Below are 24,704 nucleotides of genomic sequence, written 5' to 3'. Positions count from 1 at the left end.
TTTAATACCTTATGAGTCTAATCTTTGTATTACTTCACCAGTAAACTCTATATATAGACTTTTTTTCATTTCATGGACTTTATCACTATTTTTTAAAGCATACTCATCTAATATTTTATTTATATCAAAGCTTTCATCTTTATTTTCACTAAGAATTAACTCCATAATTGCATACTTTTCTATTATTTTATCTAATTCATCGTCCACTATTTGTGTATTAGCATTTCTCATTGCATCTAAAAACTTAGATTGAGGAGTACCTGTAAAAATATCATCCTCATCTTCAAATAACGCATCATATTTTGACATCAATTGTCCTTTTTTAACCTTACTCTTACAGACTCTGCGTGAGCTGTTAACCCTTCAGTATCTGCTAATATAGCACAAGCTTCTCCTAATTCGTCAATTGCTTGAGATGAGAAGTTAATAATAGAAGACTTTTTCATAAAATTTTCTACATTTAATGGACTATAAAATTTTGCTGTACTTCCAGTAGGAAGTGTATGATTTGGCCCAGCTATATAATCACCAATTGGTTCAGGAGTATTTTCTCCTAAAAATATTGCACCAGCATGTTTTATTTTTGAAAGAAGGTCAAAAGGATTTGTAGTCATAACCTCTAAGTGTTCAGGAGCTATTTCATTCATCAACTCACATGCTTCATCCATAGAGCTTGCTACAATAATTGCACCTCTTTCATCAATAGATTTTCTTGCAATTTCACTTCTACTTAAAGTTTTTAAATAGTTCTCAACTTCAATTGATGTTTGCTTTGCAATATTCTCATCTATTGTAATCATAATAGAACTTGCCATTTCATCGTGTTCCGCTTGAGACAGCAAGTCAATTGCTAAATATTTTGGTTTTGCCGTACTATCACTTAAAATTCCAATTTCACTTGGACCTGCAATCATATCAATATTAACCTCACCAAAAACTAACTTTTTAGCAGTTGCAACAAAAATATTTCCAGGTCCAGTTATTACATCTACTTTTGGAATAGTTTGTGTTCCATATGCCATAGCTGCAATTGCACTTGCTCCCCCTACTTTAAAAGCTTTTGAAATATTACAAATATGACAAGCAGCAAGCAATAACTCATTTACTTCATTGTTTGGTGTAGGAGTACAAACTACAATCTCTTCAACTCCTGCAACAATTGCAGGAATTGCATTCATAAGTAAACTACTTGGATATGCAGCTTTTCCTCCTGGGATATAAAGACCTGCTTTATCAACAGCAGTTACTTTTTGTCCTAAAATTGTTCCATTTTTTTCAAAATCAATCCAAGACTTTGGTAGCTGTTTTTCATGGTAAGCTTTAATTCTATCATAAGCAGTATGTAGTGCAGATTTTAAGTTTTCATCTATGTTTTCATAGGCTTTTTTCATATCCTCTTTTGATATTAAAAGTTCTTCATCACTTTTTACTTCCCACTTATCAAACTTTTGAATATGTCTTTTTAAAGCGCTATTTTTCTCTTCTATTATTTCAGTTATAATTTGTGTAACTATTGATGAAACACCTTTTATATCAGTTTTAGCTCTTGCTAAAATTTCATCAAACTCTTTTTTAAAACTATCACTTTGTGTACTAATAATTTTCATATTTCCCTCTATATGTTTTTAAGTATCTCATTTGTTATATCTATAATATCTCTATTCTCTACACTAACAGTAATATCTGCAACTGCTTCATACTGTTTAACTCTTAAATTAAAAAGTTTTTTCGCTTCATCTAAATTTTGTAGAAGTGGTCTTTTTCTTAACTTTTTTTGAGCATTTTCTGAGGCATTTATCCTATTTAAAATACCATCAAAACTTGATTGCAAATATATTACTTTACCAATTTTTTTGATATTTTCTTGTTTATAAAAGCCTCCACCAGTTGAAATAATAGTATTAGCTTTTACATTTTCTTCAAGCCATAATGCACATCTTTTTTCTAAGGCTCTAAAATAAGCTTCCCCATCTGTGTCAAAAATTTTTTTGATTTTTCTGTTCTCAACACTTTGTATTAAGTCATCAGTGTCTATTGCGAACATTGAAGAGTTTTTTACAAGACTTCTTGCAACTGTACCTTTACCTACTCCCATAAAACCTATAAGTATAATATTACTCTTATTCAACAAAACTTTCCTTATGATTTATAACAAGACAATATTATATCCAAAATTAGGTAAAACTCAAAATGATTTAAATCAACTTGTTTTATAAATGAGAAGGTATAGTTATTATAAACTTTGCACCTTTGTAAGAGTTTCTATTGTAAATAAATTTTGAATTGACAGCTTCAATTCTTCCATGAATATGTTCATGTACAATTTGATAAGCCATATATAAACCTATTCCTGTTCCATCGCTTTTATGTTTTGTTGTAAAATATGGTTCAAAGATATTCTCTATTATCTCTTCTGGAATACCTCCTGCATTATCTTTTATACTAATTACAACACCTTGTGGTTTTTTAATAGCGTCTATAAAAATCAACTTCTCTTCTAAGTTTTTTTGTTTAAATGCATCATTTGCATTATTTAAAATATTTAAAAGTGCTTGAGTTAACTCATTTTTATATGTATTTAACTCTAAATTCTCATCTACATTAAGTTTTATATTTATAAAATTTGTTTTAAAAATACTATCTAAAAGAACTAAATTTTGTTCAATTAATGAACTTACAAAAAATCTCTCTTTTTTCTTATCTGGTTTAAAAAAGTTTCTAAAATCATCTATTGTTGAAGATAGATGCTGAGAGGTTGTATTAAGTTTTTCTAAAAACTCAATTGACTCTTCTTTATTATCTGTTTGTGTCTCTATTTTCAATTTTAAACCTGTTGAAATTGTTGAAATTAGACTTAAAGGTTGTCTCCATTGATGGGCAATATTTCCTATCATTTCTCCCATAGAAGCAAGTTTTGATTGTTTAAATAGTAATCTTTCTTTATTTTTTAATTCAGTTAAGTCAACAATTGTAAATAACTTAACTCTTTCATTATTAAGATTAATATATCTATCTTTTACAAGTGCAGGAAAAGTTGTTCCATCTGTTCTTACAAACTCAATTTCATATGAATCAAGGTTTTTATTTAAAGACTCTTTTAAAGTAACAATAAAATCATCATGAACATGGTGGTAAAGATTTTGACCAAGTACTTCTGATTTGCTACTATATCCAAGAAGTTTATAACCTACTTTATTAATATCAATACAATCATGGTCTTTAAATACTAAAACAGCCTCCATTGTAGAATCAAGTAGAATTTCAAAATTACGAACTGACTCTTTTAAAGCATTTTGTGTAGCTTTTAACTCTTTATTTTTTTGTTCTAGCTTTTCTCTTTGTTTTTGAATCTTCTCTTTATTGCTTGCAAGTTCTTTATATCTATATGTTATTATTAATACTATTACTGCAAAAATTAAAAATATTTTCCAAAAAAATGAGTAATCAAAACCTGCATCATAATTAAAACTTATCCATTTTTTTAAAATATCATTTTTTGTTTGTACATCTAATTTCTGAACTAATTTATCAAAAATAGAATAAAGTACAGCATCGTCATTTCGAATACCAATTCCTAAGCTATATTTTTCATCAAATTTACCTGCAATTTTAAGCTCTGAGAAGTAACTATTTTGAAGTTTATAACCTATTGTTGTTATACTATCAATAAGTCCAAAAAGTTTTCCTTGAGCAACTAACTGTAAACCTTCATCAACAGAAGAGACATTAACAAATTTTTTATTAGGATACTTTTTCTCTAAAATAGAAGTATAAGCATATGATTTAACAACTCCAATTTTTTTATCTGCTAATAAATCATCTAAACTATTTATAAATCTTGCTTCAATTTTTGTTGCTATTACTAAAGGAAATTCTAAATAAGGTTTTGTAATATTCATTATCTTTTCACGTTGTTTATCTTTTACAACAACAGATAAAATATCACATTTTTTATCCTTTATTGAACGTAAACTCTCTTTCCAAGATTTAGTTTCATATAAAACAATTGGCACTTTTAATTGTTTTTGAAAAAACTTTATATAGTCACTTACAATTCCTATATGTTTACCATTTTGTATCTTTTCATAAGGCATCCAAGAAGGATCTGTACACATTTTAATTCTTTTTTTTCTATTTAAATACTCTATTTCTTCATTTGTAAAGCTGTATGTTTTTGAGTATTTACTAAAAGAAAATACTATATCATTAATACTTAATGACCTATCTACAATATTTCTATTTTTTGCACTTTTCAACTCTTCTTCAATGATAGTTTTTCTAATCTCTCCTAATTTATAAACATCTAAAAGCATCACTTTTTCTATTTTATTAGCCTCATATAAAAGAGCCTGTTTAGTTTTATATTTAGAGTACTTTTCATAAATTATATCTACTAACTCTTCTTTATTGTCAAGTGCATACTTCCATCCTTTGTTTGTTGCTTTTATAAACTCTTTTATTTTTTCAGGATTTTCTTGTACATATTTTAAAGAAGCAAAAAGATTTCCTCCAAAACTATCTATTTCATAATTTGAAGGAGTAATTAAATTATAAGGAACTCTTTGTTTATCTAAAATATATGTTTGATTAGTAATATATGCAGAGATTGCATCTGCTTCATTTAAGATAAATGAGTCCAAAGAATCAATAGAACTAATAAGATTAATATCTGATTTTTTAATATTAAATTTTCTAAAAAGTTTTGATAAAGATGAGTTTTCAAATTCAAACTCACTCATATATATTTTTTTATTTATTAAATCTTTAGGGGAAAAAATAGACTGTTTTGTTATTAAAACTAAAGGAGATTTTTTTAAATAGTTTGCTAAAAGAATTATTGGTTTTTTTTTATCATAATTTGATAAAATTGATGAGTCATATATTCCAAAGGTTGCTTTATTATTTTTTACTTCTTCTATTACATTTGTATCTTTTTTTAACTCTTTTAAAGTTACATCAAAACCTACATCTTTATAAAAACCTTTTTCAATAGCGGCAATATAACCTGCAAATTCAAACTGATACTTCCAATTTAATTGTATGGAAACTTTTTTTGTTTCATTTGCAAAAGAGTAATTAAAAAATATTAAATATATAAAAAACAAACACCTAAATATACTCAATTCAAACCTTTTAAAAGTGTTACAAAATTATACCATTAATTATTAAAACTTAACTTTCTCATATATCTTTGCTTCATAGATTCGTTTCCTAAAACTCCTCCTTGATGGATATATAACAAACTATAATTAGAATTAAAATATTTAGAGTTTATAAGAGATATAAATCCTAAAGGGTCATAAAGTAAATCAAATTCAATATTTGTGCTACTTTTAAGCTCTTCCCAAATTTCATAAAACTCTTTATAAAGCTTACCAAAATGATAATTCTTTTTTGTTTCTAAGATAATAGGATGATACTTTTCATCTTCTTCTAAAGAGAAAAATTGCTTCTTTAAATACTCTTTTTTCCCTACACAAGCACAAGTTATAACTTTACAATCTAAAAATTTTTGTAAAAAAAGAGCTGTTGTTCCTGTTCCACTTGGTAAAGCAACAACTAAATTTTTAATTGAGTTACTCTCTTGCCACTTTTTAATTTCTAAAGCTAAAACTTCAACTCCAAATGCAGCCTCTTTTACCCTTCCACCTTCTTGAATATACAAACTTGTATCATCTAAACAATTATTTGTTATATATTCATGCAAACAATCTTCATCTTTTTCAATTATTTGTGCATTATTCTCTAAAGCAGCCTTATAATTTCCTTGTGGATTATTTTTTAAATAATTTGATATATGCTTTACGTAAAACTCTAATTTCCAACCTTTTAATTTTGCTAAAACAGACATAGAATAGAGTGAGTTTGCTTGTGCAGAACCATAAGAAACTATTTTTTTAACTTTTTTAAAATCATGCTTTAAAAAATAGTAAAACTTTCTTGCTTTATTTCCAGAAAAATCAGTATGAAGTAAATCATCTCTTTTAATATAGATATTTTGTTTTTTAAATTTTACTTTATGTATGGGTGAGTCTGTAAATTTCATATGTGATTGTACCATTTATTAATAAAAATTCTGTACAATATCAAAAAAATAGAAAAAGGTATTTTATGAATTTAATGGAATATATAGATAAAGGTGGAATAATAGTTTATATTTTAATCTTTTTAAATGTGATTGGATTTACTATTATTATCTGGAAATTCTTTACTCTTCCAAGAAAAAATGCAATGATTAATAAAATCAAATTAAGACTTGATGAGAATAGTGATTTAAAAACACAAATTGAGTATGAAGTTCAAAAACTAGAAATAGGCTTAACATACATAAAAAATATTGCTTCAGTTGCTCCACTTTTAGGTCTTTTAGGAACAGTTTATGGAGTTTTTAAAGCTTTTGAAACAATTACAGCACAAGGATTAGGTGACCCTACTTTATTCTCAAATGGTATATCAATAGCACTTATTACAACTATTGCAGGATTAATAGTTGCAATTCCCCATCATATTGCATATAATCATTTTATATCACAAATTGATGCAATTGAACTAAAAGCAAAAAAAGAGCTTATTAAATGAAACGAAGAGAACCCTTAGGTGCAGATTTGACACCCATAATTGATGTGGTGTTTATACTTCTTATATTTTTTATTGTTACATCTGTATTTAAAAAAGATGAATTAGCTTTAATGCTTGACCTACCTAGTTCTCAAGCAAAAGAGTTAGAGGTAAATAAAGAGCAAATATTTATTGAGTTAAGTGAAGATAAACTAGCAATCAAAGGAATAGAAGTATCTTTTATATCTTTAGAAGATAACTTAAAAGAAGTAAAGAATAAAACCAAACCAATAGTAGTAAGAATTGATAAAAATGTAAAATATGAAAGAGTTGTAAAAGTTCTTGATTTACTTCAAAAATATGATTTAACTAATCTTGCTTTAATTACGCAAGAACAATAAAAACTAAGCTTACTGCTTAGTTTTTATTTAATGCTTGAAGGTCAGAAAATGCAACTTTAAGTCTAGCTATCATAGACTCTTGACCAGCTCTTAACCATTTTCTTGGATCATAATATGATTTATTTGGTTTGTCTTCACCTTCTGGATTTCCAATTTGACCTTGTAAGTAATCTCTTTTTTCAGATTCATACTTTCTTACACCATCCCAAAATGCCCATTGTGTATCAGTATCTATATTCATCTTAATTACACCATACTCAATAGCTTCTGTGATTTCACTAAGTGCAGAACCAGAACCACCATGAAATACAAAATCAACTGGTTTTTTATCAGTATTATGTTTTTGCTCAATGAATTTTTGAGAGTTATCTAAGATTTTTGGACTTAATACAACATTTCCTGGTTTATAAACACCATGTACATTACCAAATGAAGCTGCTATTGTAAAGTTCTCTCCAACTTTTCCTAACTCTTCATAAGCATAACATACCTCTTCTGGTTGTGTGTAAAGTAAAGCATTGTCAATATCTGTATTATCAACTCCATCTTCTTCACCACCTGTTATACCAAGTTCAATCTCAATCATCATATCAAGTTCATTCATTACTTTAAAATAATCTACACAAGTAGAGATATTCTCTTCTAAACTCTCTTCACTTAAGTCAAGCATGTGAGATGTATATAATGGTTTACCTGTTGCTTTAAAGTGCTCTTTTCCAGCCTCTAATAAACCATCAATCCAAGGTAGAAGTTTTCTTGCAGCATGGTCTGTATGTAAAATCACTGGAATACCATAAGCTTCAGCCATTTGGTGAACATGCTTAGCACCTGAAATTCCACCTAAAATTGCTGCATTAGAAGTTTTTAACCCTTTACCTGCAAAGTATTGTGCTCCACCATTTGAAAACTGAATAATAATAGGTGAATTAACTTTAGCAGCAGCCTCTAAAACTGCATTTACAGAGTCAGTTCCTACTACATTAACAGCAGGAATTGCAAAACTATTTTTCTTAGCATAAGCAAAAAGTTTTTTTGCTTCGCTACCACTTAATACTCCAGGCTTTACCACATCTAGTACACCCACTTAACTCTCCTTATTTAATAACTATTTTTGCTTGTTTTTTTAATCTTTTAGCTGTATCACTAATAGATTTTCTAAATTTATCTTGAAGTAAAAACTCTTCAATTTTCTTTTGAACTTTAGCATACTCTAAAGTTTTTGCAGGCTCTTTTGACTCTAAGAAAATTACATGATAACCAAATTGAGTTTTAACTGGTTTTTTTGAATATTCACCAACATTTAAAGCTTTTGCACCAGCACTAAACTCTGGAACCATTCTATTTTCAGGGAATTTACCTAAATACCCACCTTTTGAAGCAGTAGGACCTTTTGACATCTCACCAGCTAATTTAACAAAAGTCTCTTTTTTATTTTTTGCTTTATTTAATTTTTCAATAGCTTTTTTAGCATCAGCTTCTGTTTTTAATAAAATATGTCTTGCTTCTAAAGTAGCAGGTGTTTTAAATCTACTTTTATTAGTGTTGTAGTAATCTTTTTGCTCTTTTTCAGTAACTTTAATCTTTTTAAACTGATTTTGCATCCAAATTTCTAATGCTAAATCTTTTTTAATTCTTTCTAAAGCATCTTTAAATGCTTTATCCTTTTGAACACCACTTTTAATTGCTTCGCTTGTTAAAAGTTTCTTTTCAATAGCTTGCTGAATTGCTTTGTCTTTTCTATCTTTTGGTAGTAAGTCAAAGTCTATATTTGGATTTCTTAATACTACTTCTAAGTCATTTTTAGTGATTTTTTCACCATTTACAGTAGCATAACTATCTGCTGCACTTAAAGTAGCTGTACTTAAAGCTAGTGTAGCAATTACACTTGTAACAATCTTTCTCATAATATTCCTTTTGTTTAGTATGGAGTTATTCTATCTATATTTTATTAACAATTAGTTAATTTGAAAATAATGTAAATTTTTTTTCAAAATAAAGGATACATTATACCTAAAATAAGATTATAAAAATCCCTTTACTAATAAAATTTCAAGATTTAACTTAAAAAGCCTTTAAATTTTTAAATTTTTATGGTACAATTCGCACAAAATTTAAACTTTACTTAAATTTAAGGGAATTATGACATGAGAATTTTAATTATTGAAGATGAAATAACATTAAATAGAACTTTGCAAGAAGGTCTAACTGATTTTGGTTATCAAGTAGACGCTGCAGAAAACTATAAAGATGCTGAATATTTTATCGATATTAGAAATTATGATTTAGTATTAACTGACTGGATGTTACCAGATGGTGATGGTATTGAATTATGTAAAATCGTTAAAAATAGAAGCTCAAGAACAGCTGTTGTTATTATCTCTGCAAGAGATGATAAAGAGAGTGAAATCGAAGCTTTAAAATCTGGTGCAGATGACTATATCAAAAAACCTTTTGATTTTGATATTTTACTTGCAAGAATTGAAGCAAGATTAAGATTTGGTGGAACAAATGTAATTGAGATTGAAGATTTAATCATCAATCCAGATGAAGAAAAAATTATTTACAATGATGAAGAAATAGAGCTAAAAGGTAAACCTTTTGAAGTATTAACTCATCTTGCTAGACATAGAGATCAAATTGTTTCAAAAGAGCAATTATTAGATGCTATTTGGGAAGAGCCAGAATTAGTTACTCCAAACGTTATTGAAGTTGCTATAAATCAAATTAGACAAAAAATGGATAAACCATTAAATATTTCAACAATTGAAACTATTAGAAGAAGAGGTTATAGATTCTGCTACCCTGAAGCACACGAAGATACTGAATAATTTTTAAGGGATTATATATGAACACGAAAAGCATTTATAAACAGTTTTATCAAAAACTAATACTTGCAACTTCGTTGTTCATAACTACTCTTTCGTTTATATTTTATGGCTATACAAAAGCTACAATTTACGAAGAGTTAAAAGAGAGTCTTGTTTCAGACGCACAATTAATTTATAAAATCAGTAAAAGTAAAGATGCGAATAAAACTAATTTCAATATTATTACTCATACAGGAATTACTGTTGATTTAGTAACTATTGATAACTTATCAGAAATTAGTTTTGAAACTTTTAAAAATGGAGAAGACCACTATGTTGAACTTCTTTATCCATTTGATATAAAAAGTAAAAAATTTATTAAAATAGTAAAAAATATAAACTCATCAAGAGAAATGCTTACTAAAATTTTTAATAATCTATTATTTTTATCTCTTGGTGGACTAATTTTAATTATACTATACGCTTTTACTGTATCAAAAACTCTTCTTAGACCAATTTTACAAATCAACAAAAAACTATCAAATATGAATGAAAATTATCTTACACAAATACAAAAAGATACTTTGCCAATAGAGTTTCATCCATTAGCAGACTCAATTAATTCATTAACAAATAGAATTGAGACTTATGTAAAGTTTAAAAAAGAGCTTTTTGTTGGTGCCGCGCATGAACTAAAGACTCCTTTAGCAGTTATGAAGTTAAAAAACGAAGTAACATTAATGAAAAAAAGAGAACCAGAAAAATATCAAGATACTTTAAAACTAACAATCAAACAAATTGATGATATGAATAAAATGATTGGTTCTATACTTGATATTGGTAGGGCAGAAGGTGCACAATTTGAAAAACCAACAGAGATTGATTTAGTACAATATATGCAAAGAAAAACAAATGATTATAGAATGCTAAGTGCACAGAAAAAAATTACTATAACATTTTATGCAAATGTAAACTACTATAATACTTTACTTCAAGTAACTTTACTAAATCAGATTATTCAAAACTTTGTTCAAAATGCAATAAAATTTACACCTGAAGAACACACAATTGCAATAAGACTTGAAAAACAAAAAGATGTTACAACTATTACAGTAACAGATGAAGGTATTGGAATTGATGAAAGTATTGATCTTTTTGCTCCATTTAAAAGAGTAGGAAATGAAAGTGGTGCAGGACTTGGATTATTCTTAGCAAAAAATGCAGCAGATGCTATGGGAGCTAAGCTATATCTTGAAAATAGAAAAGATGGAAAATCTGGATGTGTTGCAAAGCTTATGCTTTACAACAACCTAGTTTGTAAACTATCTTAAAATAAAGCAGCATGCTCGATTTTAGTGCAATTATTTTGCACTACTTTCATTCCTGCTTGCTTTGCTTTTTTTGCAGCATCATTATTTACTAACCCCAATTGCGTCCAGATGGTATTTATATCACCTCTTTTTATTGCTTCATCTACAACTTTTTCTATAACTTCTGGTTTTCTAAAAATATCCACCATATCAATTTTAAATGGAATATCACTTAAACTTCTATACACTTTTTCACCTAAAATTTCATCCTCTTTTGGATAAACAGGAACGATTTTAAATCCAGCATCTTTTAAATATGCTGCAACCTTATTACTAGCCTTTGAAGTGTCTGGAGAACAACCAATAATAGCAATTGTTTTTGTAGTTTCAAAGATTTCTTTAATCTCTTGTTTATTTGAATTAATAGTTGCAAATTCGCATTCCATTGGGTATCCTTTGTATAAAATAATCTAATATTATAACAAATTTTATAAAATTAATTATAAACAAAAAAATTAATAATTTTACAAAAGAGCTATAAAGTGTCAAAATACTTAATTTAATTATATTCTTGATATAATAATTTTCAATAAATATTTAAGATTATAAAGAGAACCAATGACAAAAAGATACTTTTTTATTATTTTTATTTTTATAGAAATTACTATATTTTCAATATTTTATATAAATTACAATTCTAAAAAGCAAACTATTTTAAACTCAACTAATAAACTAGTTAAATCACAATTTAAAACTATAAATGACTCTTTTCAAACTTTAGCTAATACTGTATTTAAAGGTTACATTAATTCAAAAGAGATATTAAATAGCTTTGAAGTAAAAAACAGAGATAGATTATTTAAACTTTTACATAGTGATTATAAATATTTAAGGCTAATTGATTTTGAACAAGTACATTTTCATCTACCAAATAATAAATCCTTTTTAAGAATGCATAAACCAAATAGATACGGAGATGATTTAAGTAATATAAGATATAGTGTAAAATATGTAAATAAAAACAAAAAAGCAATTTCTGGTTTAGAAATGGGAAGAGTTTTGCCTGGCTTTAGATTTGTTTATCCTTTATATAATAACAACAACTATATAGGAAGTGTAGAAACATCTTTTTCTATAAAAGCTTTTATAAAAAAACTAGAAAAAGTATATAATGTTCATGTTCATTTTTTACTCAATAAAAATATCTACAATGATAAAGTTTTTCAAAAGTATAAACAATATTACTCTTCTAGTATTGAATCAAATGATTTTATACTTTTGAAAAGAGCCATTTACCATAAAGGTGAAAAAAAAGAGAAATATATAAAAGAGTTTTATCAAAAAAATCTAAAAAATTTTTTAAAAGATAATATAAATAAAAAAGGTACTTTTAGTTTTGAAATAAAACTTAACTCATCTGCATTTAAAAATAGCCATAAAATTGTGACTTTTTTAAATCTAAAAAATATTCAAAATAGAAATATTGGATATTTTGTTATTTACCAAGATAATAAAGAGTTAAAAGAGATTGAAGAGGAATTTTATGAAAATATTTTACTATTTTCAATAATTCATATACTTTTATTTTTCTATATATATAAAGAGCTATCAACTAAACTAATTTTAGAAAAAAAAGTAAAAGAAAAAACTAAAGAGTTAAAAATATTAAATAACTCCTTAGAAAAAAAGATAAAAGAAGAGGTTAAAAAGAGTAAAAAAGCACAAGAACAGCTATATGAGTATGAAAAACTAGCACAAATGGGTGAACTAATTGGAAATATTGCACATCAGTGGAGACAGCCACTTAGTGCAATTTCAGTTGCTGCATCTGGGCTTAAATTAGCTGATGAATTAAAAATTCTTAATAGTAATGATATAAAAGAACATACAAATAGTATTATTAAAAATACTAAGCAATTATCAAATACTATTGATACTTTTAGAGATTTTACAACACAAAATTCAAAAATAAAATATTGTTTAATTCAAGATTGTATAAAAGATAGTTTACATATGATAAAACCTTCTTTAGAAACAAATCATATTAAATTAGAGACAAGCCTAAGTGAATCTCGTGCAATTTACAAATATCTAGTACCAAATGATATTTCACAAATTGTTATTAATATAGTAAATAACTCTAAAGATGCTTTAATAAAAAATAGTATTGAAAATCCACATATAAAAATATCTTTAGAAATTTATAAAGACTATTTTAAAATCTTATTTCAAGATAATGCAAAAGGAATTAAAAAAGATATAATAAATAAAATATTTGAACCATATTTTACTACTAAACATCAAGGACAAGGTGTTGGACTTGGACTTCACATATGTAGAAAAATTGTTACAAATAAATTAAATGGTACAATTGAAGTTCAAAGTTGTAATATGGGTACAAAATTTATAGTAAAAATTCCATTTAAATAAGGATAAAAAATGAATCTACCAAAAGATGCAAAAAAAATCAAAATAGATAATAGCACTGTTGATTTTTATACATTTATAAAAGATGGAACAAAATATTACTATTTTGATACATCAATTTGTGCAGCTCCAGAGCCTATGATAAATGCAATGGCAGGATTAAAAATAATAAATGATACAAATGATAAACTAATTATGCTAAATCATCAAATACCTTCAGGATTATTTCCAAGAATTGATAAAGTTTTTGATTTTGAAATAGAAAGATTAGAAGAACAAAATAATGTTCTTATTACTTTTACCTACAAAAAAGAGTCATTAGCAGAAGTAGATTTTAATAATAATTCATGTGCAGGAGTATAGAGTAGTTTTACTCTATACTTTTTAGTTTTTCTTGAACATAAGTTTTTACTTGTTCATAATCAATTGTTTCTTTAAAATCTTCAAACTTTGCTCCACTTGCATTTACATGGCCACCACCATTTGCAAGTTTTTGAGCAATATATGAAACATCTACTTTTCCATCTGCTCTAAAACTAGCATTACCTTTTCTTCCAACATCAATAAAAAAGTCATAATCAGGATTAGCTTTTAAAAAAGCATTTGCAGGAATAGAAATAGAACCTAAAGTATAAGTTAAAATTCCTTTGTGCCCTTTGTAGTAAACAGTTAAATTCTCTTTTATACCTTCTAAAGAGTGAACCAAAAATTTAGCACTTAAATTATCTATTGTATCATCCACTCCTGTTGTATTTAAAAACTCTTTTTTAAGTTTATGAATATCATTGTCAAGCTGAATATTTGCATTCTTTTTTGTAATATATGTAGCTGCTTTTTTTAATAAAAAAAGTCTAAATTCTCTATTTAAATCAGCAAATAAAATATTATTAATCTCTCTTACACGACTTATCATGCTTAAAAGAACTTTTCCAAATTCAAAATTAAAAGTCTCTTCATCTAACCAAATATCAATAGCATTTACACTATTTATTAAAGGCTTAATCCACTTATCATCATCTTTAAATCCACCATACTCTTGTGTTAGATAATCATAAGTAATTTTTGCAGCACATCTATTTAAATCTAAATAATACCACTCATAAGAGTCTGCACTTTTCTGTCCTGTTGCATGGTGGTCTAATAGTTGAAGTTTTATATTAAAACCTTCATCTTTTAATCTGTTTATATCTTTATTTAAATCTTTTGATTCTTGATAAGTCAAATTTAAATCTGTAATTAAAAAAAGTATCTCTTCACTTTTATCAAGCTTACTAATTAGTTCTAAAACTTTTTTTATGCTAAGCTTTACTTCAAGCCCATAGTTTGCATTTAGAAAAACTCCACTTTTAAAAAGTTCTTTTGTTAGTAAATGGCAAGAGAAACCATCTAAATCCGTATGTGAAATATGGAATAATCTCATGAAGCGATGTCCTTTAGAGTTAAATCCTCTAAGAACACGTTTATTTTATTTTGTAAATTATTTAGTAAAGGCCAAATTGTACAAGTATTAGCAATATCTGAAGGACAAGAGTTTACTGAAGGAGAACACTCAAAGACCGAAGGAACTCTCTCTTCTGCTGCTGTTGTTATTTCTAATATTGTAAGTTTATCGTATGCTTTTTTTAAAGCAAATCCACCATTTACACCTCTATGAGATACTACAATATCATGCTTTGCTAGATTCTGCATAATCTTCGCTAAAAAAGATTTTGAAATATTAAGCTCTTTTGATAAAACATCTACATTCTTTGGTTTATCACTTCTTGCAATAGAAATCAAAGAGAGTAATGCATATTCGCTTTTCTTTGTTAATAACATACTATTCCTAACTAAATTTTAATAAACATATTCTACTAGAAGTAAAATTAATATTAATTTTTTTTAAAAACTAAATTATCTTTTTATAAAAATTTTAAAAAAAAAGGTTGCAAGAAAACTTGCAACCTTTAAAACATCTCAATAATTTATTAAAAAATTACTTAGCTCTAATACCTAATTCAGCAACTAATGCATTGAATCTTGCATAGTCTGTTTTCTTTAAATATTGTAAAAGTCTTTTTCTTTTACCAACCATTTTTAAAAGACCTAATCTTGAAGAGTGGTCTTGTTTATTTGTTTTTAAATGCTCAGTTAATACTCTAATTTGCTCTGTTAATAGTGCAATTTGTACTTCTGAAGAACCTGTATCGTTATCATTTCTTTTGAACTTTGCAATTATACTTGCTTTTACGTCCTGATCTAAAGCCATAATTGACCTCCTAATAGGTATATAATCTCACTTAAACAAAATTAAGCGGTCGCGAATTATATTAAAATTACTATTAAAGCAAGTTTAAGTTATAATCTAATCTACTGTAAAAATCAAAAACTATAATAAATTAAAGGTACTTAATGTTAAATATCACCTATAAAAAAGAGATTATTTACAAACTATATATGCTTGTAGCATTTGCAATGTTTGCACTTGTAATGTATCAAGGATACCTGCAAAAAGGTGGAGTTTATACTTTACTCCTTTTTTTGGCTTTTTTTCTTATGGCATTTCAAGTAGCTTCAATAATTTATGTTTTATTAGTTAAAAGAACATTAGAGTTAAAAGTTGAAAATAACACTTTATCATGGACTATATTTGATAATAAAAGAGTATATAAAAAAAATAGTATTAATATAGATGATATAAAACAAACTACAACAGAGATAAATTATCTTACAGGAAATATCTATTCAAGTTTTACTGCAACTTTTATTTTAAAAGATGATACTAAAGTTGAGTTAACTGATGGAATTTTATACGATTTTGGCCTTGAAAAGTCAGAAGAGATTGCAACTTTTTTATTAAAACATAATTTAGGAGATGAAGCTGATATAAGATTTTCAAACCTTGTTGAACAATTAAATATTGATATAAAAAAAGAGCAAAAGTTTACAAAAAAAGATGGTAAATCTTATGTTATTGGTGTTATATCAAAAAATAAAAAAGAGTTTTTAGCATTAAGACTACAAGTAGAGTCTTTATTTAGTGATTATAATGATGTACAAAAAAATACAAATAATCAATACTTAGTAAAAAATCCTAATTTAAAAGATAGTTATATATCTATTCGTTCAAATCCTATTGGATACATGGTTGAGTTTTATAATGTAAATAAAAAGTGTGAGTTAAAAATGCTAAAAGAGTTTAAAGGTGCAACAATAAAAAATAAGCTTGCAAATATAGTAAAAGGGAAATAGTAAAAGTTTAAACTTTTACTATTTTATATTTTTACCCACCTGTTTCATAAAATGCTCTAGTAGAAGTTTCAGAACTATCTTCTTCTGACCATTTATTTTTTTCTGGCTTTGTTCGTAAAACCTCTTTTAAAATTTCTACTGCTTTATCAATTTCATTATTTTGAACTGCATCTTTTATACTCATAGCATCTTCAAAGTATAAACAAGGAATTAAGTATCCCTCAGCTGTTAATCTAATTCTATTGCATGCAGCACAAAAATCATCTTTATGAGGTTCAATAACTCCAAACTTATATCCATCTTCAAGTTCAAAATATTGTGCTGGTGAACTTGTATCTCTTGGTACCATTTTAAAATTATATTTTTTAGAAATTATGTTTTGTATCTCTTCTGAGCTTAAACCTTTTGCACCATCTTTTGCATGATGGTTTTCCATAAACTCAATAAATCTAACAACATAACCTTTTTGTTTACAAAACTCTAAAATATCAATAATTTCATTGTCGTTTATTCCTTTCATAGGAACACAATTAACTTTTATTTTTAGCCCTACTTCATCTGCTTTAGAAATACCTTCTAATACTTTACCTAAAACATCTTTTTGTGCTATTTTTGCTGCAACATCTGGCTTTAATGTATCAAGAGAAACATTTATTCTTTTTAATCCAGCATCCTTGAGTTTTTGGGCAACTCTAGGCAATAAATAGCCATTAGTAGTAAGAGCTAAATCAATATCACTTTTATAATCATAAATCATTTTTATAAAGTTGTCTAATCCCTCTCTTAAAAGAGGTTCTCCACCTGTAATTCTAACTTTTTTTATACCTTCATCAATTGAAACTTTTATAAATTTAAATAAATCTTCATATGAAAGTAGATTCTCTTTTGGAACCCAAGAAAAAGGTTTTTCTGGCATACAGTATTGGCATCTAAAATTACATCTTTCAGTAACAGATACTCTTAAATAATCAACAACTCTATTATGTCCATCTATTAACATAACTTTCTCACTTTTTTTTAAAAAATTTTAAAAGCTTAATATAAAAAACCTTAATTCTAGAAAAAATTTAACTATATATACTAATCAACTCTTCTTGATTTATAGTTTTATTTTTCATATCAATATAACCTTTATCTTTATAATTTCGAAGAACTCTTGATAAAGTTTCAGGCGTAATATTAAGCATTTGAGCAATCAAAATATTTTTTGTTTTAAAAAAATCTTCTTGATGCTCAACTATATACTTTGCAACTCTTTGATGAGTATCTAAAACCAATTGAGAAGATATAATTCTTTCTAAATTTTTTATCTTTTTTATCAATGAAGATTGAATTTTTAAAATTAAATCTTCATTTGAATATATTATTTTTCTAAACTTCTCAAAATCAACTCTTAATACTTCACAATCACTATAAGCAACTGCACTTGCAGGATAAGGAATATTTTCAAAATTACTTAACTCAGCAATAAGTTCATTGTCATAGAAGTATTTCATTACAATCTCCTTATTACTACTTGTACTTTTATAAAGTTTTACTATTCCTTTTATTAGAAGATGTAAATATTTAGAATCTTCACCTTCATAAAAGATAATATTATCCTTTGAAAACTTACTTTTAACACTAATGTGTTCTATTTGCTTTATAGTACTATCGTCTAAATCTTTAAATAAATAAAGCTCTTTTAAATTCATATATTATCCTTAATTCAATCGTTGCCAAGCTTCATCTAAAGAGTTTACTCTTTTAGAAAATAGTAAATATAGTGCAATATTAAACTTACTTAGCTTTATAATATCTTCATCTGGATTACTAATTATTTTTTTAGTCTCTTCTAAAGTTATATGTTCATATTTTCTATCATAATTTATACCATAATCTTTTAATTTAAAACTTTTTTCAACTATTTTTTCATCTTTTTGCCAATATTTACCATCTGTAAAAACTTCAGGACTTCCTTCTGGTGCTTTAACAATAGTAATTTGTTTATAATAATCTTCAAAAACTTCTATGTACTTTTTGACATAAGGTTTATGAAAAGCTGTTGTTACTGCATATTCACTTTTTCCAACACCTAGAAGTTTTTCAACAGTATTAAATACTGTTCTTAGACCTAACTCATGTCTTAAAGTTGTTAACTGACTTAGTGGTTTTAAATATTCACTTCTATCAAAAATATGTATATTTTTACCTAAATCAAAACATTGTACTAAATCCTTAACACACATACCTACTTTTGCGGGTTGAAGTTTATCTGTAGAAATAACTAAATTCAAAGGTTTAATATCTGAGTTTTTTTTATGAAAGTTACTTAATATATCTTTAAAAAGAGGAAATAAAAAAGGATTCCTAATCCTTCCATCAAAAGAGTAGCCAAGTTCAAGTGAATCTTTTACTTCATGAAAAGTTATAAAACTTTTTAATGCTTTAACGCAAGCTTTTAACTCTTCATCTGATTCTAATTTTACTCTAAATCCTATTAAAAAAGCACCAACTTGAGCAGGAGTTACTTCTTTATTTAAAATTTTTGTTATAGCATCAATAACTTCATTTTCTTCTAAATCTCTATTCCCTTTAAAGCCTGTACCTACGGCTTTTATATAATTTTTGAAACTCAATTTTTTTACCTTATAAATAGATTTATTTTTTCATTTAATCAAATTTTACAACAGGATAATATAGAATTACTTAAATAAAAAAACTACTGAGGGAAATTATTGCTGCTAAAAGATACCATAAAAAACATTGATTTTTTTGAAGAGTTAACCGAAGAACAAATACAAACTCTTTCAGAATTTTCAAATGTATCGACCTATCCAGAAAAGTCTATTTTATATTATGAAAGTGATATAAATAACAAACTACTTTTTTTAGTTAAGGGTTTAATTAAAATATATAAAGTAGATAAATTTGGAAATGAAATTTTTTTATATCACATTTATAAAAATAGTATGATTTCTGAACTTTCATCTTTAAATAGTAGTGAAATACACTGTTTTTCAAATGCAGAATTTACAGAAGATTCTACTGTTTTATCTATTGATTTTGAAAAATTTAAAGAGCATTTTTTAGACAAAAATATACTCACATCAAAGCTAATAGAAGTATTATTAAATAAGAGTCAACAGTTTCAATGTATTATAAACAGAGAATTAGTATTTGATGCAACTGCAAAAGTTGCTTTCATGTTAGCTCAAGATTTAGATATGTTTAACAAATTAAAAAGACAAGAAGTCTCTTTTATGCTACATATTCAACCAGAAACACTATCAAGAGTTTTAAAAAGATTAAGTAGAAGTGGTACTATATCTATTCAAAGTAGCAAAGTGACAATATTAAATAAAGAGGAGCTCGTATCTATGTTCAAAGGAGTTGGGGTATGAGAAAAACAAAAACTATAAGTAATAAAATAAAAACAATAGGTTTGCTATTTATCATTTTAATGTCAAGTGTTATAGGAACAACAATATACCTAAACGCAAAAAATGAAAAAGATGCTTTAATTATAAATATTGCAGGTAAACAAAGAATGCTTACGCAAAGAATATCAAAAAATGTATTCTATCTTTATCACAATAATCAACATAGCTTTTCAGAACTAGATAATGCTACACAAGAGTTTATTTATAATCTAAACTCATTAAAAGATGGAAATCATTTAATTGGAATAGACCCTGCTCCAACAGCTGATATTTCAAATCAAATCTCAAAAGTAGAGATTTTATGGACAAACTTTTATAAAAATGTACAAGATATAAAAAAACTACTTCAAAACAGAACACCAAAAAATGAAAAAACACTAAAAATCTTAGTTGATACAGTATATGCAACTAATAATAATCTTCTAAATGAAGTTGATAAGATTGTTAGTTTATATACTACTTATGCAGAAAGAAAAACAAACTATATTAAATATTTTCAATATCTTTTTGCTTTTATAATAATCCTTCTTATTATATATAGTTTTATTCAGTTAAAAGCTATGGAAGAGAATGTAAAAAAATTTCTTGATTTATCAAAACAGATAAAAGAAGGAACTTTAAATGAACCAATAGATTTAATAGAGTTTGAAGCAGAAAAAGAGATTGTAGAAGCAACTGATACTTTAAACTGCTTTATAAATAAAATAAACTCTGCTATGGATTACTCAAATAATGCTTCAAAAAAATTAGAAGATTTAACAGATGAATTTGATGAAATATTAGAAGAGTTAAAAGATTCAAGGGATTTATCTAGCCAATTAAATAAAAGTGAAGATATGGTAATTGAGTCTCAAGAAAATTTACTTAATTTCACACATAAACTTGAAGAGTTAAAAAAAGAGTTAAACTCTCTTGCACTAAATTGTAAATCTAAGTAGTTTAGTTTTTTAAGTTTGAGATATAATTTTGGGCCTTTTTTCTTAAAAGGTCCATTCTTTTTTTTCCTTTTGGCAAACTACTTCTTAATTCTTTCATCTGTTTTAAAAAATAATCAATATCATTTGGAATTAGTTTTTGAATATATGATTTAAACTCTTTTGCAAAAGCTGGAGCACTACCCATTGTAGAAACACATACCACTAAATCATCTCTTTTTATATATGAAGGTAAAATAAAATCACAATACTCTTCAAAATCTGAGAAATTACACATAATATTTTTATCTTTTGTTTCTTTATAAATTGTTTCTTGTAATTGTAAATCATCAACTGCAACAATTAAAATATCAGTTTTTAATATATATTTTTTATTGTAACCATCTTGCAAATATGTTAAGTTATATTTATTAATAGTGTTTTTAAGCTCAGGTTTGATTTGTGGTGCAACAATCAAAATCTCTTTAGAAAACTTTACTAAAGAAAGGATTTTTCTATGAGCAACTTCCCCTCCTCCTATTACTACTATTTTTTTATCTTTTAAATTTAGAAAAATTGGTAAGTAACTCACTTTATTTGCCTTAAGTTTTTCTTTTAATTTTACTTTGTTTAGTTTAAAAAGTAGATTTAAAGGATTAAATCCGACAAGAATTATCTTAATTTAAACTTAGATAATTTGACTAAGGTCAATTATTATATTTAAAATAAGTGATACAATTCTTATGAAACAAAAAATTTTAAAGGAGATAAGATGTCGCTTTCAAGAAGAGATTTTCTTAAAAGTTCAGCCGCGGCTTCTGCAGCAGCTGCAGTTGGTATGAATATGCCAACAGAAGTTCAAGCAGCAGCAAATAAGCTAGAGGGTGACTGGAGATGGGATAAAGCAGCTTGTCGTTTCTGTGGTACTGGTTGTGGAATTATGCTTGCTACAAAAAATGGTAAAATTGTTGCCGTAAAAGGTGACCCAGCAGCACCAGTTAATAGAGGTCTTAACTGTATTAAAGGTTATTTCAATGCTAAAATCATGTATGGTGCTGATAGATTAAAGCAACCTTTATTAAGGGTTAATGCAAAAGGTGAATTTGACAAAAATGGTAAGTTTGCTCCTGTTTCTTGGAAAAGAGCTTTTGATGAAATGGAATTTCATATTAAAAAAGCACTTAAAGCTTCTGGGCCTGAAGGAGTTGGTGTATTTGCTTCTGGACAATATACTGTTATGGAAGGTTATGCAGCTCAAAAAATGATGAAAGCTGGTTTTAGAAGTAATGCAATAGACCCAAATGCAAGACACTGTATGGCTTCTGCTGTTGTAGGTTTTTATCAAACATTTGGTATTGATGAACCATCTGGATGTTATGATGATATTGAACTTACTGATACTATTGTATCTTGGGGTTCTAATATGGCAGAGATGCACCCAATTTTATGGTCAAGAGTAACTGATAGAAAACTATCTGACCCTAATAATGTAAAAGTAATTAACTTATCAACTTATAGACACAGAACTTCTGATTTAGCAGACATCGAAATCATCTTTAAACCAAATTCTGATTTAGCTTTATGGAACTATATTGCAAGAGAGATTGTTTATAACCATCCTGAATCAATTGACTGGGATTTTGTAAAAGAACATATTGTATTTGCTGCAAGTCCAGTAAATATGGGTTATGGAATGAGAAGATCTGATGAAAAGTCTATCAAAGAAGGTAAATATACTGATAAAGAAATGGAAACAATCTCTAAAGAGATGTCAAAAATCGTTTCAGAAGACGAAGCTCCTGCCTTAGCTCCATATGGATATAAAGCAGGTGATAAGATGATAAATAAACCAGCTGGATTAAAACACTGGGAAATCTCTTTTGAAGAGTATAAAAAATTCTTAGAGCCATATGATGCTGATTATGTTACTAAAGTTTCAAAAGGAAATCCTGATGAATCAGATGAAACTTTTAAGAAAAAAATTAAAGAATTAGCAAATTTATATATTCAAAAAAATAGAAAAGTAGTATCATTCTGGACTATGGGAATGAACCAACATACAAGAGGTACGTGGGTAAATACATTAGCTTATAATGTTCACTTTTTATTAAATAAACAAGCAAAACCAGGTTCAGGAGCTTTCTCACTTACTGGTCAACCAAGTGCTTGTGGTACAGCAAGAGAAGTTGGAACTTTTTGTCATAGATTACCTGCTGATATGATGGTTAAAGTAAAAAAACATAGAGATATTTGTGAAAAAGCTTGGAATATTCCAAATGGAACACTAAATCCAGTAGGAAATCAGCATATTATGAAAATCCATAGAGATATTGAAGATGGTATTATAAAATTTGCATGGGTAAATGTATGTAATCCATATCAAGATACTGCAAGTGCTAGTCATTGGATTAAGGCTGCAAGACAAATGGATAATTTTATTGTTTGTTCAGATGGATATCCTGGTATTTCTGCAAAAGTATCAGATTTAATTTTACCAACTGCTATGATTTATGAAAAATGGGGAGCATATGGTAATGCAGAAAGAAGAACACAACATTGGAGACAACAAGTACTACCTGTTGGTGACTCTATGAGTGATACTTGGCAATGGGTTGAATTATCAAAAAGATTTACTATTAAAGATGTATGGGGTGAATATACTTTAAGAAATGGTAAAAAATTACCAGATGTAATCTCTAAAGCAAAAGCTATGGGATATGATGAAAATACATCTATGTATGAGATTTTATTTGCAAATGAAAAGGCAAAATCTTATAAATTAGATGCAAATGATCCTATACAAGCAGGTTTTGATAACTCTGAGGCATTAGGTGATAGTAGAAATGTAAAAGGAAGTGATGGAGAAGTATTTAAAGGTTATGGTTTCTTTATTCAAAAATATCTATTCGAAGAGTATGCAGACTTTGGTAGAGGACATGCACACGACTTAGCAGACTTTGATACTTATCACAGAGTTAGAGGATTAAAATGGCCAGTTGTAGATGGAAAAGAGACACAATGGAGATTTAATACTAAATATGACCCTTATGCTAAAAAATATGGAAAAGCTGGAACAGATTTTGCATTTTATGGAAAACTTGCAAAAGCTTTACCACAAGGTGATTTACAAGGAATTAAAGACAAAAATAAAAAACCTTTATTAAATAAAGCAAAAATCTTCGCAAGACCTTATATGGATTCACCTGAAATGCCAGATGAACAATATCCAGTATGGTTAAGTACAGGTAGAGTACTTGAACATTGGCACTCTGGAACTATGACAATGAGAGTTCCTGAACTTTATAGAGCAGTTCCTGAAGCACTTTGTTATATTCACCCAGAAGACGCTAAAAAATATGGTGTAAAACAAGGTGAATTATGTTGGGTAGAAAGTAGAAGAGGAAAAGTAAAAGCAAGAGTTGAAACTAGAGGAAGAAACAGACCTTCAAGAGGACTAGTATTCGTACCATGGTTTGATGAAAAAGTATTTATTAACAAAGTTTGTGCTGATTACACTTGTCCAATGTCTAAACAAACAGACTTTAAAAAGTGTGCAGTAAAAGTTTATAAAGCTTAATAAATAAAATTGAATTGATAATGACATCAAATGCAAATCTAATGAGCAATCTTTACT

25 protein-coding genes are annotated in these 24,704 nt (G+C 26.9%); 10 read left to right on the top strand and 15 right to left on the bottom strand.

The genetic code is table 11. From position 1 onward, the window contains the following. Window positions 1-9: 9 nt before the first annotated feature. From CP960_RS01040 to CP960_RS01020, 5 genes are all read right to left on the bottom strand, one after another. Window positions 10-309, bottom strand: a complete 300-nt coding sequence (locus CP960_RS01040) for a DUF2018 family protein (protein ID WP_101183349.1) — start codon at window positions 307-309, stop codon at window positions 10-12. Next, window positions 309-1,607 (bottom strand): histidinol dehydrogenase, encoded by a 1,299-nt coding sequence (gene hisD / locus CP960_RS01035; protein WP_101183347.1) that lies wholly within the window; start codon window positions 1,605-1,607, stop codon window positions 309-311. The genes CP960_RS01040 and hisD overlap by 1 nt, the downstream gene beginning before the upstream one ends. A gap of 8 nt (window positions 1,608-1,615) precedes the next feature. Then, complete coding sequence (locus CP960_RS01030; protein WP_114815535.1) at window positions 1,616-2,128, bottom strand: shikimate kinase; 513 nt, start codon at window positions 2,126-2,128, stop codon at window positions 1,616-1,618. Between the two features lie 82 nt (window positions 2,129-2,210). Then, window positions 2,211-5,123, bottom strand: coding sequence for an ABC transporter substrate-binding protein (locus CP960_RS01025; RefSeq protein WP_101183345.1), 2,913 nt, complete (start codon window positions 5,121-5,123; stop codon window positions 2,211-2,213). A 35-nt stretch (window positions 5,124-5,158) separates the two neighbouring features. Beyond that, window positions 5,159-6,046 carry a 1-aminocyclopropane-1-carboxylate deaminase/D-cysteine desulfhydrase gene (locus CP960_RS01020; RefSeq protein WP_101183343.1) on the bottom strand — a complete coding sequence of 296 codons (888 nt, stop codon included), beginning with the start codon at window positions 6,044-6,046 and terminating at the stop codon, window positions 5,159-5,161. A 65-nt stretch (window positions 6,047-6,111) separates the two neighbouring features. Here CP960_RS01020 and CP960_RS01015 point away from each other — a divergent pair, with 65 nt between their 5' ends. Beyond that, window positions 6,112-6,579, top strand: a complete 468-nt coding sequence (locus CP960_RS01015; RefSeq protein ID WP_101183341.1) for a MotA/TolQ/ExbB proton channel family protein — start codon at window positions 6,112-6,114, stop codon at window positions 6,577-6,579. Next, window positions 6,576-6,959 carry an ExbD/TolR family protein gene (locus CP960_RS01010; protein WP_101183340.1) on the top strand — a complete coding sequence of 128 codons (384 nt, stop codon included), beginning with the start codon at window positions 6,576-6,578 and terminating at the stop codon, window positions 6,957-6,959. The genes CP960_RS01015 and CP960_RS01010 overlap by 4 nt, the downstream gene beginning before the upstream one ends. A gap of 16 nt (window positions 6,960-6,975) precedes the next feature. Here CP960_RS01010 and fbaA read toward each other — a convergent pair whose 3' ends face one another. Together fbaA and CP960_RS01000 are read right to left on the bottom strand one after the other, a co-directional pair. Further along, window positions 6,976-8,043 carry a class II fructose-bisphosphate aldolase gene (gene fbaA / locus CP960_RS01005; protein WP_101183338.1) on the bottom strand — a complete coding sequence of 356 codons (1,068 nt, stop codon included), beginning with the start codon at window positions 8,041-8,043 and terminating at the stop codon, window positions 6,976-6,978. Window positions 8,044-8,053: 10 nt separating this feature from the next. Next, a complete protein-coding gene (locus CP960_RS01000) occupies window positions 8,054-8,863 on the bottom strand; it encodes a foldase protein PrsA (protein ID WP_101183336.1) in 810 nt (269 codons plus the stop codon). Window positions 8,864-9,103: 240 nt separating this feature from the next. Between CP960_RS01000 and hsrA the strand changes: the two genes are divergently transcribed. Together hsrA and CP960_RS00990 are read left to right on the top strand one after the other, a co-directional pair. Further along, window positions 9,104-9,787: a homeostatic response regulator transcription factor HsrA gene (hsrA, locus tag CP960_RS00995; RefSeq protein ID WP_101183333.1), complete on the top strand. Its 684-nt coding sequence runs from the start codon at window positions 9,104-9,106 to the stop codon at window positions 9,785-9,787. Window positions 9,788-9,804: 17 nt separating this feature from the next. Further along, the gene (locus CP960_RS00990; RefSeq protein ID WP_101183331.1) at window positions 9,805-11,097 is read left to right on the top strand and encodes a sensor histidine kinase; all 1,293 of its coding nucleotides are present in this window, start codon (window positions 9,805-9,807) and stop codon (window positions 11,095-11,097) included. Here CP960_RS00990 and CP960_RS00985 read toward each other — a convergent pair. Continuing rightward, window positions 11,094-11,522 carry a CoA-binding protein gene (locus CP960_RS00985; RefSeq protein ID WP_101183330.1) on the bottom strand — a complete coding sequence of 143 codons (429 nt, stop codon included), beginning with the start codon at window positions 11,520-11,522 and terminating at the stop codon, window positions 11,094-11,096. The two genes, CP960_RS00990 and CP960_RS00985, sit on opposite strands and share 4 nt — an antisense overlap. 172 nt (window positions 11,523-11,694) lie before the next feature. Between CP960_RS00985 and CP960_RS00980 the strand changes: the two genes are divergently transcribed. Then, a complete protein-coding gene (locus tag CP960_RS00980; protein ID WP_101183327.1) occupies window positions 11,695-13,506 on the top strand; it encodes an ATP-binding protein in 1,812 nt (603 codons plus the stop codon). A 9-nt stretch (window positions 13,507-13,515) separates the two neighbouring features. Continuing rightward, entirely contained in the window at window positions 13,516-13,866 is a 351-nt protein-coding gene (locus CP960_RS00975; RefSeq protein WP_101183326.1) for a hypothetical protein, read from the top strand. A gap of 7 nt (window positions 13,867-13,873) precedes the next feature. On the opposite strand, the gene CP960_RS00970 is transcribed toward CP960_RS00975, so the two are convergent. The 3 genes from CP960_RS00970 to rpsO all read right to left on the bottom strand — a co-directional run bounded on the left by CP960_RS00970 (window position 13,874) and on the right by rpsO (window position 15,751). After that, the gene (locus CP960_RS00970) at window positions 13,874-14,923 is read right to left on the bottom strand and encodes a DHH family phosphoesterase (RefSeq protein ID WP_101183324.1); all 1,050 of its coding nucleotides are present in this window, start codon (window positions 14,921-14,923) and stop codon (window positions 13,874-13,876) included. Further along, window positions 14,920-15,321 carry an RrF2 family transcriptional regulator gene (locus tag CP960_RS00965; RefSeq protein ID WP_101183322.1) on the bottom strand — a complete coding sequence of 134 codons (402 nt, stop codon included), beginning with the start codon at window positions 15,319-15,321 and terminating at the stop codon, window positions 14,920-14,922. The genes CP960_RS00970 and CP960_RS00965 overlap by 4 nt, the downstream gene beginning before the upstream one ends. Window positions 15,322-15,478: 157 nt before the next feature. Continuing rightward, window positions 15,479-15,751 (bottom strand): 30S ribosomal protein S15, encoded by a 273-nt coding sequence (gene rpsO, locus CP960_RS00960; protein WP_101183321.1) that lies wholly within the window; start codon window positions 15,749-15,751, stop codon window positions 15,479-15,481. A gap of 143 nt (window positions 15,752-15,894) precedes the next feature. On the opposite strand from rpsO, the gene CP960_RS00955 reads away from it, so the two are divergent. Further along, window positions 15,895-16,734: a hypothetical protein gene (locus CP960_RS00955; RefSeq protein ID WP_101183319.1), complete on the top strand. Its 840-nt coding sequence runs from the start codon at window positions 15,895-15,897 to the stop codon at window positions 16,732-16,734. Between the two features lie 31 nt (window positions 16,735-16,765). Here CP960_RS00955 and moaA read toward each other — a convergent pair whose 3' ends face one another. From moaA to CP960_RS00940, 3 genes are all read right to left on the bottom strand, one after another. After that, window positions 16,766-17,734 (bottom strand): GTP 3',8-cyclase MoaA, encoded by a 969-nt coding sequence (moaA, locus tag CP960_RS00950; protein ID WP_101183317.1) that lies wholly within the window; start codon window positions 17,732-17,734, stop codon window positions 16,766-16,768. Between the two features lie 67 nt (window positions 17,735-17,801). After that, complete coding sequence (locus CP960_RS00945; protein ID WP_101183315.1) at window positions 17,802-18,428, bottom strand: Crp/Fnr family transcriptional regulator; 627 nt, start codon at window positions 18,426-18,428, stop codon at window positions 17,802-17,804. 9 nt (window positions 18,429-18,437) lie between these two features. Continuing rightward, on the bottom strand, window positions 18,438-19,352 hold the full coding sequence (locus CP960_RS00940; RefSeq protein WP_101183313.1) for a glycosyl transferase: 915 nt from the start codon (window positions 19,350-19,352) through the stop codon (window positions 18,438-18,440). Window positions 19,353-19,451: 99 nt separating this feature from the next. On the opposite strand from CP960_RS00940, the gene CP960_RS00935 reads away from it, so the two are divergent. Further along, window positions 19,452-20,117, top strand: coding sequence for a Crp/Fnr family transcriptional regulator (locus tag CP960_RS00935; protein WP_101183311.1), 666 nt, complete (start codon window positions 19,452-19,454; stop codon window positions 20,115-20,117). Beyond that, window positions 20,114-21,094 carry a type IV pili methyl-accepting chemotaxis transducer N-terminal domain-containing protein gene (locus tag CP960_RS00930; protein ID WP_101183309.1) on the top strand — a complete coding sequence of 327 codons (981 nt, stop codon included), beginning with the start codon at window positions 20,114-20,116 and terminating at the stop codon, window positions 21,092-21,094. The genes CP960_RS00935 and CP960_RS00930 overlap by 4 nt, the downstream gene beginning before the upstream one ends. Window position 21,095: 1 nt before the next feature. On the opposite strand, the gene CP960_RS00925 is transcribed toward CP960_RS00930, so the two are convergent. Further along, complete coding sequence (locus CP960_RS00925; protein ID WP_162919054.1) at window positions 21,096-21,662, bottom strand: precorrin-2 dehydrogenase/sirohydrochlorin ferrochelatase family protein; 567 nt, start codon at window positions 21,660-21,662, stop codon at window positions 21,096-21,098. 180 nt (window positions 21,663-21,842) lie between these two features. Between CP960_RS00925 and napA the strand changes: the two genes are divergently transcribed. Beyond that, window positions 21,843-24,647: a nitrate reductase catalytic subunit NapA gene (gene napA, locus CP960_RS00920; protein ID WP_101183307.1), complete on the top strand. Its 2,805-nt coding sequence runs from the start codon at window positions 21,843-21,845 to the stop codon at window positions 24,645-24,647. Window positions 24,648-24,704: the final 57 nt, after the last annotated feature.

Origin of the sequence: Malaciobacter halophilus, assembly GCF_002837275.1 — a bacterium.
GTDB classification, from domain to species: domain Bacteria; phylum Campylobacterota; class Campylobacteria; order Campylobacterales; family Arcobacteraceae; genus Malaciobacter; species Malaciobacter halophilus.
This window is presented reverse-complemented; position numbering and strand designations above follow the sequence as displayed.

Coding starts and splice junctions, on each gene's coding strand:
- napA (WP_101183307.1), top strand. CDS start 21,843: ATGTCGCTTTCAAGAAGAGATTTTCTTAAAAGTTCAGCCGCGGCTTCT.
- CP960_RS00990 (WP_101183331.1), top strand. CDS start 9,805: ATGAACACGAAAAGCATTTATAAACAGTTTTATCAAAAACTAATACTT.
- moaA (WP_101183317.1), bottom strand. CDS start 17,734: ATGTTAATAGATGGACATAATAGAGTTGTTGATTATTTAAGAGTATCT.
- CP960_RS00970 (WP_101183324.1), bottom strand. CDS start 14,923: ATGAGATTATTCCATATTTCACATACGGATTTAGATGGTTTCTCTTGC.
- CP960_RS01015 (WP_101183341.1), top strand. CDS start 6,112: ATGAATTTAATGGAATATATAGATAAAGGTGGAATAATAGTTTATATT.
- hsrA (WP_101183333.1), top strand. CDS start 9,104: ATGAGAATTTTAATTATTGAAGATGAAATAACATTAAATAGAACTTTG.
- CP960_RS01020 (WP_101183343.1), bottom strand. CDS start 6,046: ATGAAATTTACAGACTCACCCATACATAAAGTAAAATTTAAAAAACAA.
- hisD (WP_101183347.1), bottom strand. CDS start 1,607: ATGAAAATTATTAGTACACAAAGTGATAGTTTTAAAAAAGAGTTTGAT.
- CP960_RS00985 (WP_101183330.1), bottom strand. CDS start 11,522: ATGGAATGCGAATTTGCAACTATTAATTCAAATAAACAAGAGATTAAA.
- CP960_RS01000 (WP_101183336.1), bottom strand. CDS start 8,863: ATGAGAAAGATTGTTACAAGTGTAATTGCTACACTAGCTTTAAGTACA.
- CP960_RS00965 (WP_101183322.1), bottom strand. CDS start 15,321: ATGTTATTAACAAAGAAAAGCGAATATGCATTACTCTCTTTGATTTCT.
- CP960_RS00975 (WP_101183326.1), top strand. CDS start 13,516: ATGAATCTACCAAAAGATGCAAAAAAAATCAAAATAGATAATAGCACT.
- CP960_RS01010 (WP_101183340.1), top strand. CDS start 6,576: ATGAAACGAAGAGAACCCTTAGGTGCAGATTTGACACCCATAATTGAT.
- CP960_RS01040 (WP_101183349.1), bottom strand. CDS start 309: ATGTCAAAATATGATGCGTTATTTGAAGATGAGGATGATATTTTTACA.
- CP960_RS00980 (WP_101183327.1), top strand. CDS start 11,695: ATGACAAAAAGATACTTTTTTATTATTTTTATTTTTATAGAAATTACT.
- CP960_RS00955 (WP_101183319.1), top strand. CDS start 15,895: ATGTTAAATATCACCTATAAAAAAGAGATTATTTACAAACTATATATG.
- CP960_RS00930 (WP_101183309.1), top strand. CDS start 20,114: ATGAGAAAAACAAAAACTATAAGTAATAAAATAAAAACAATAGGTTTG.
- rpsO (WP_101183321.1), bottom strand. CDS start 15,751: ATGGCTTTAGATCAGGACGTAAAAGCAAGTATAATTGCAAAGTTCAAA.
- CP960_RS00945 (WP_101183315.1), bottom strand. CDS start 18,428: ATGAATTTAAAAGAGCTTTATTTATTTAAAGATTTAGACGATAGTACT.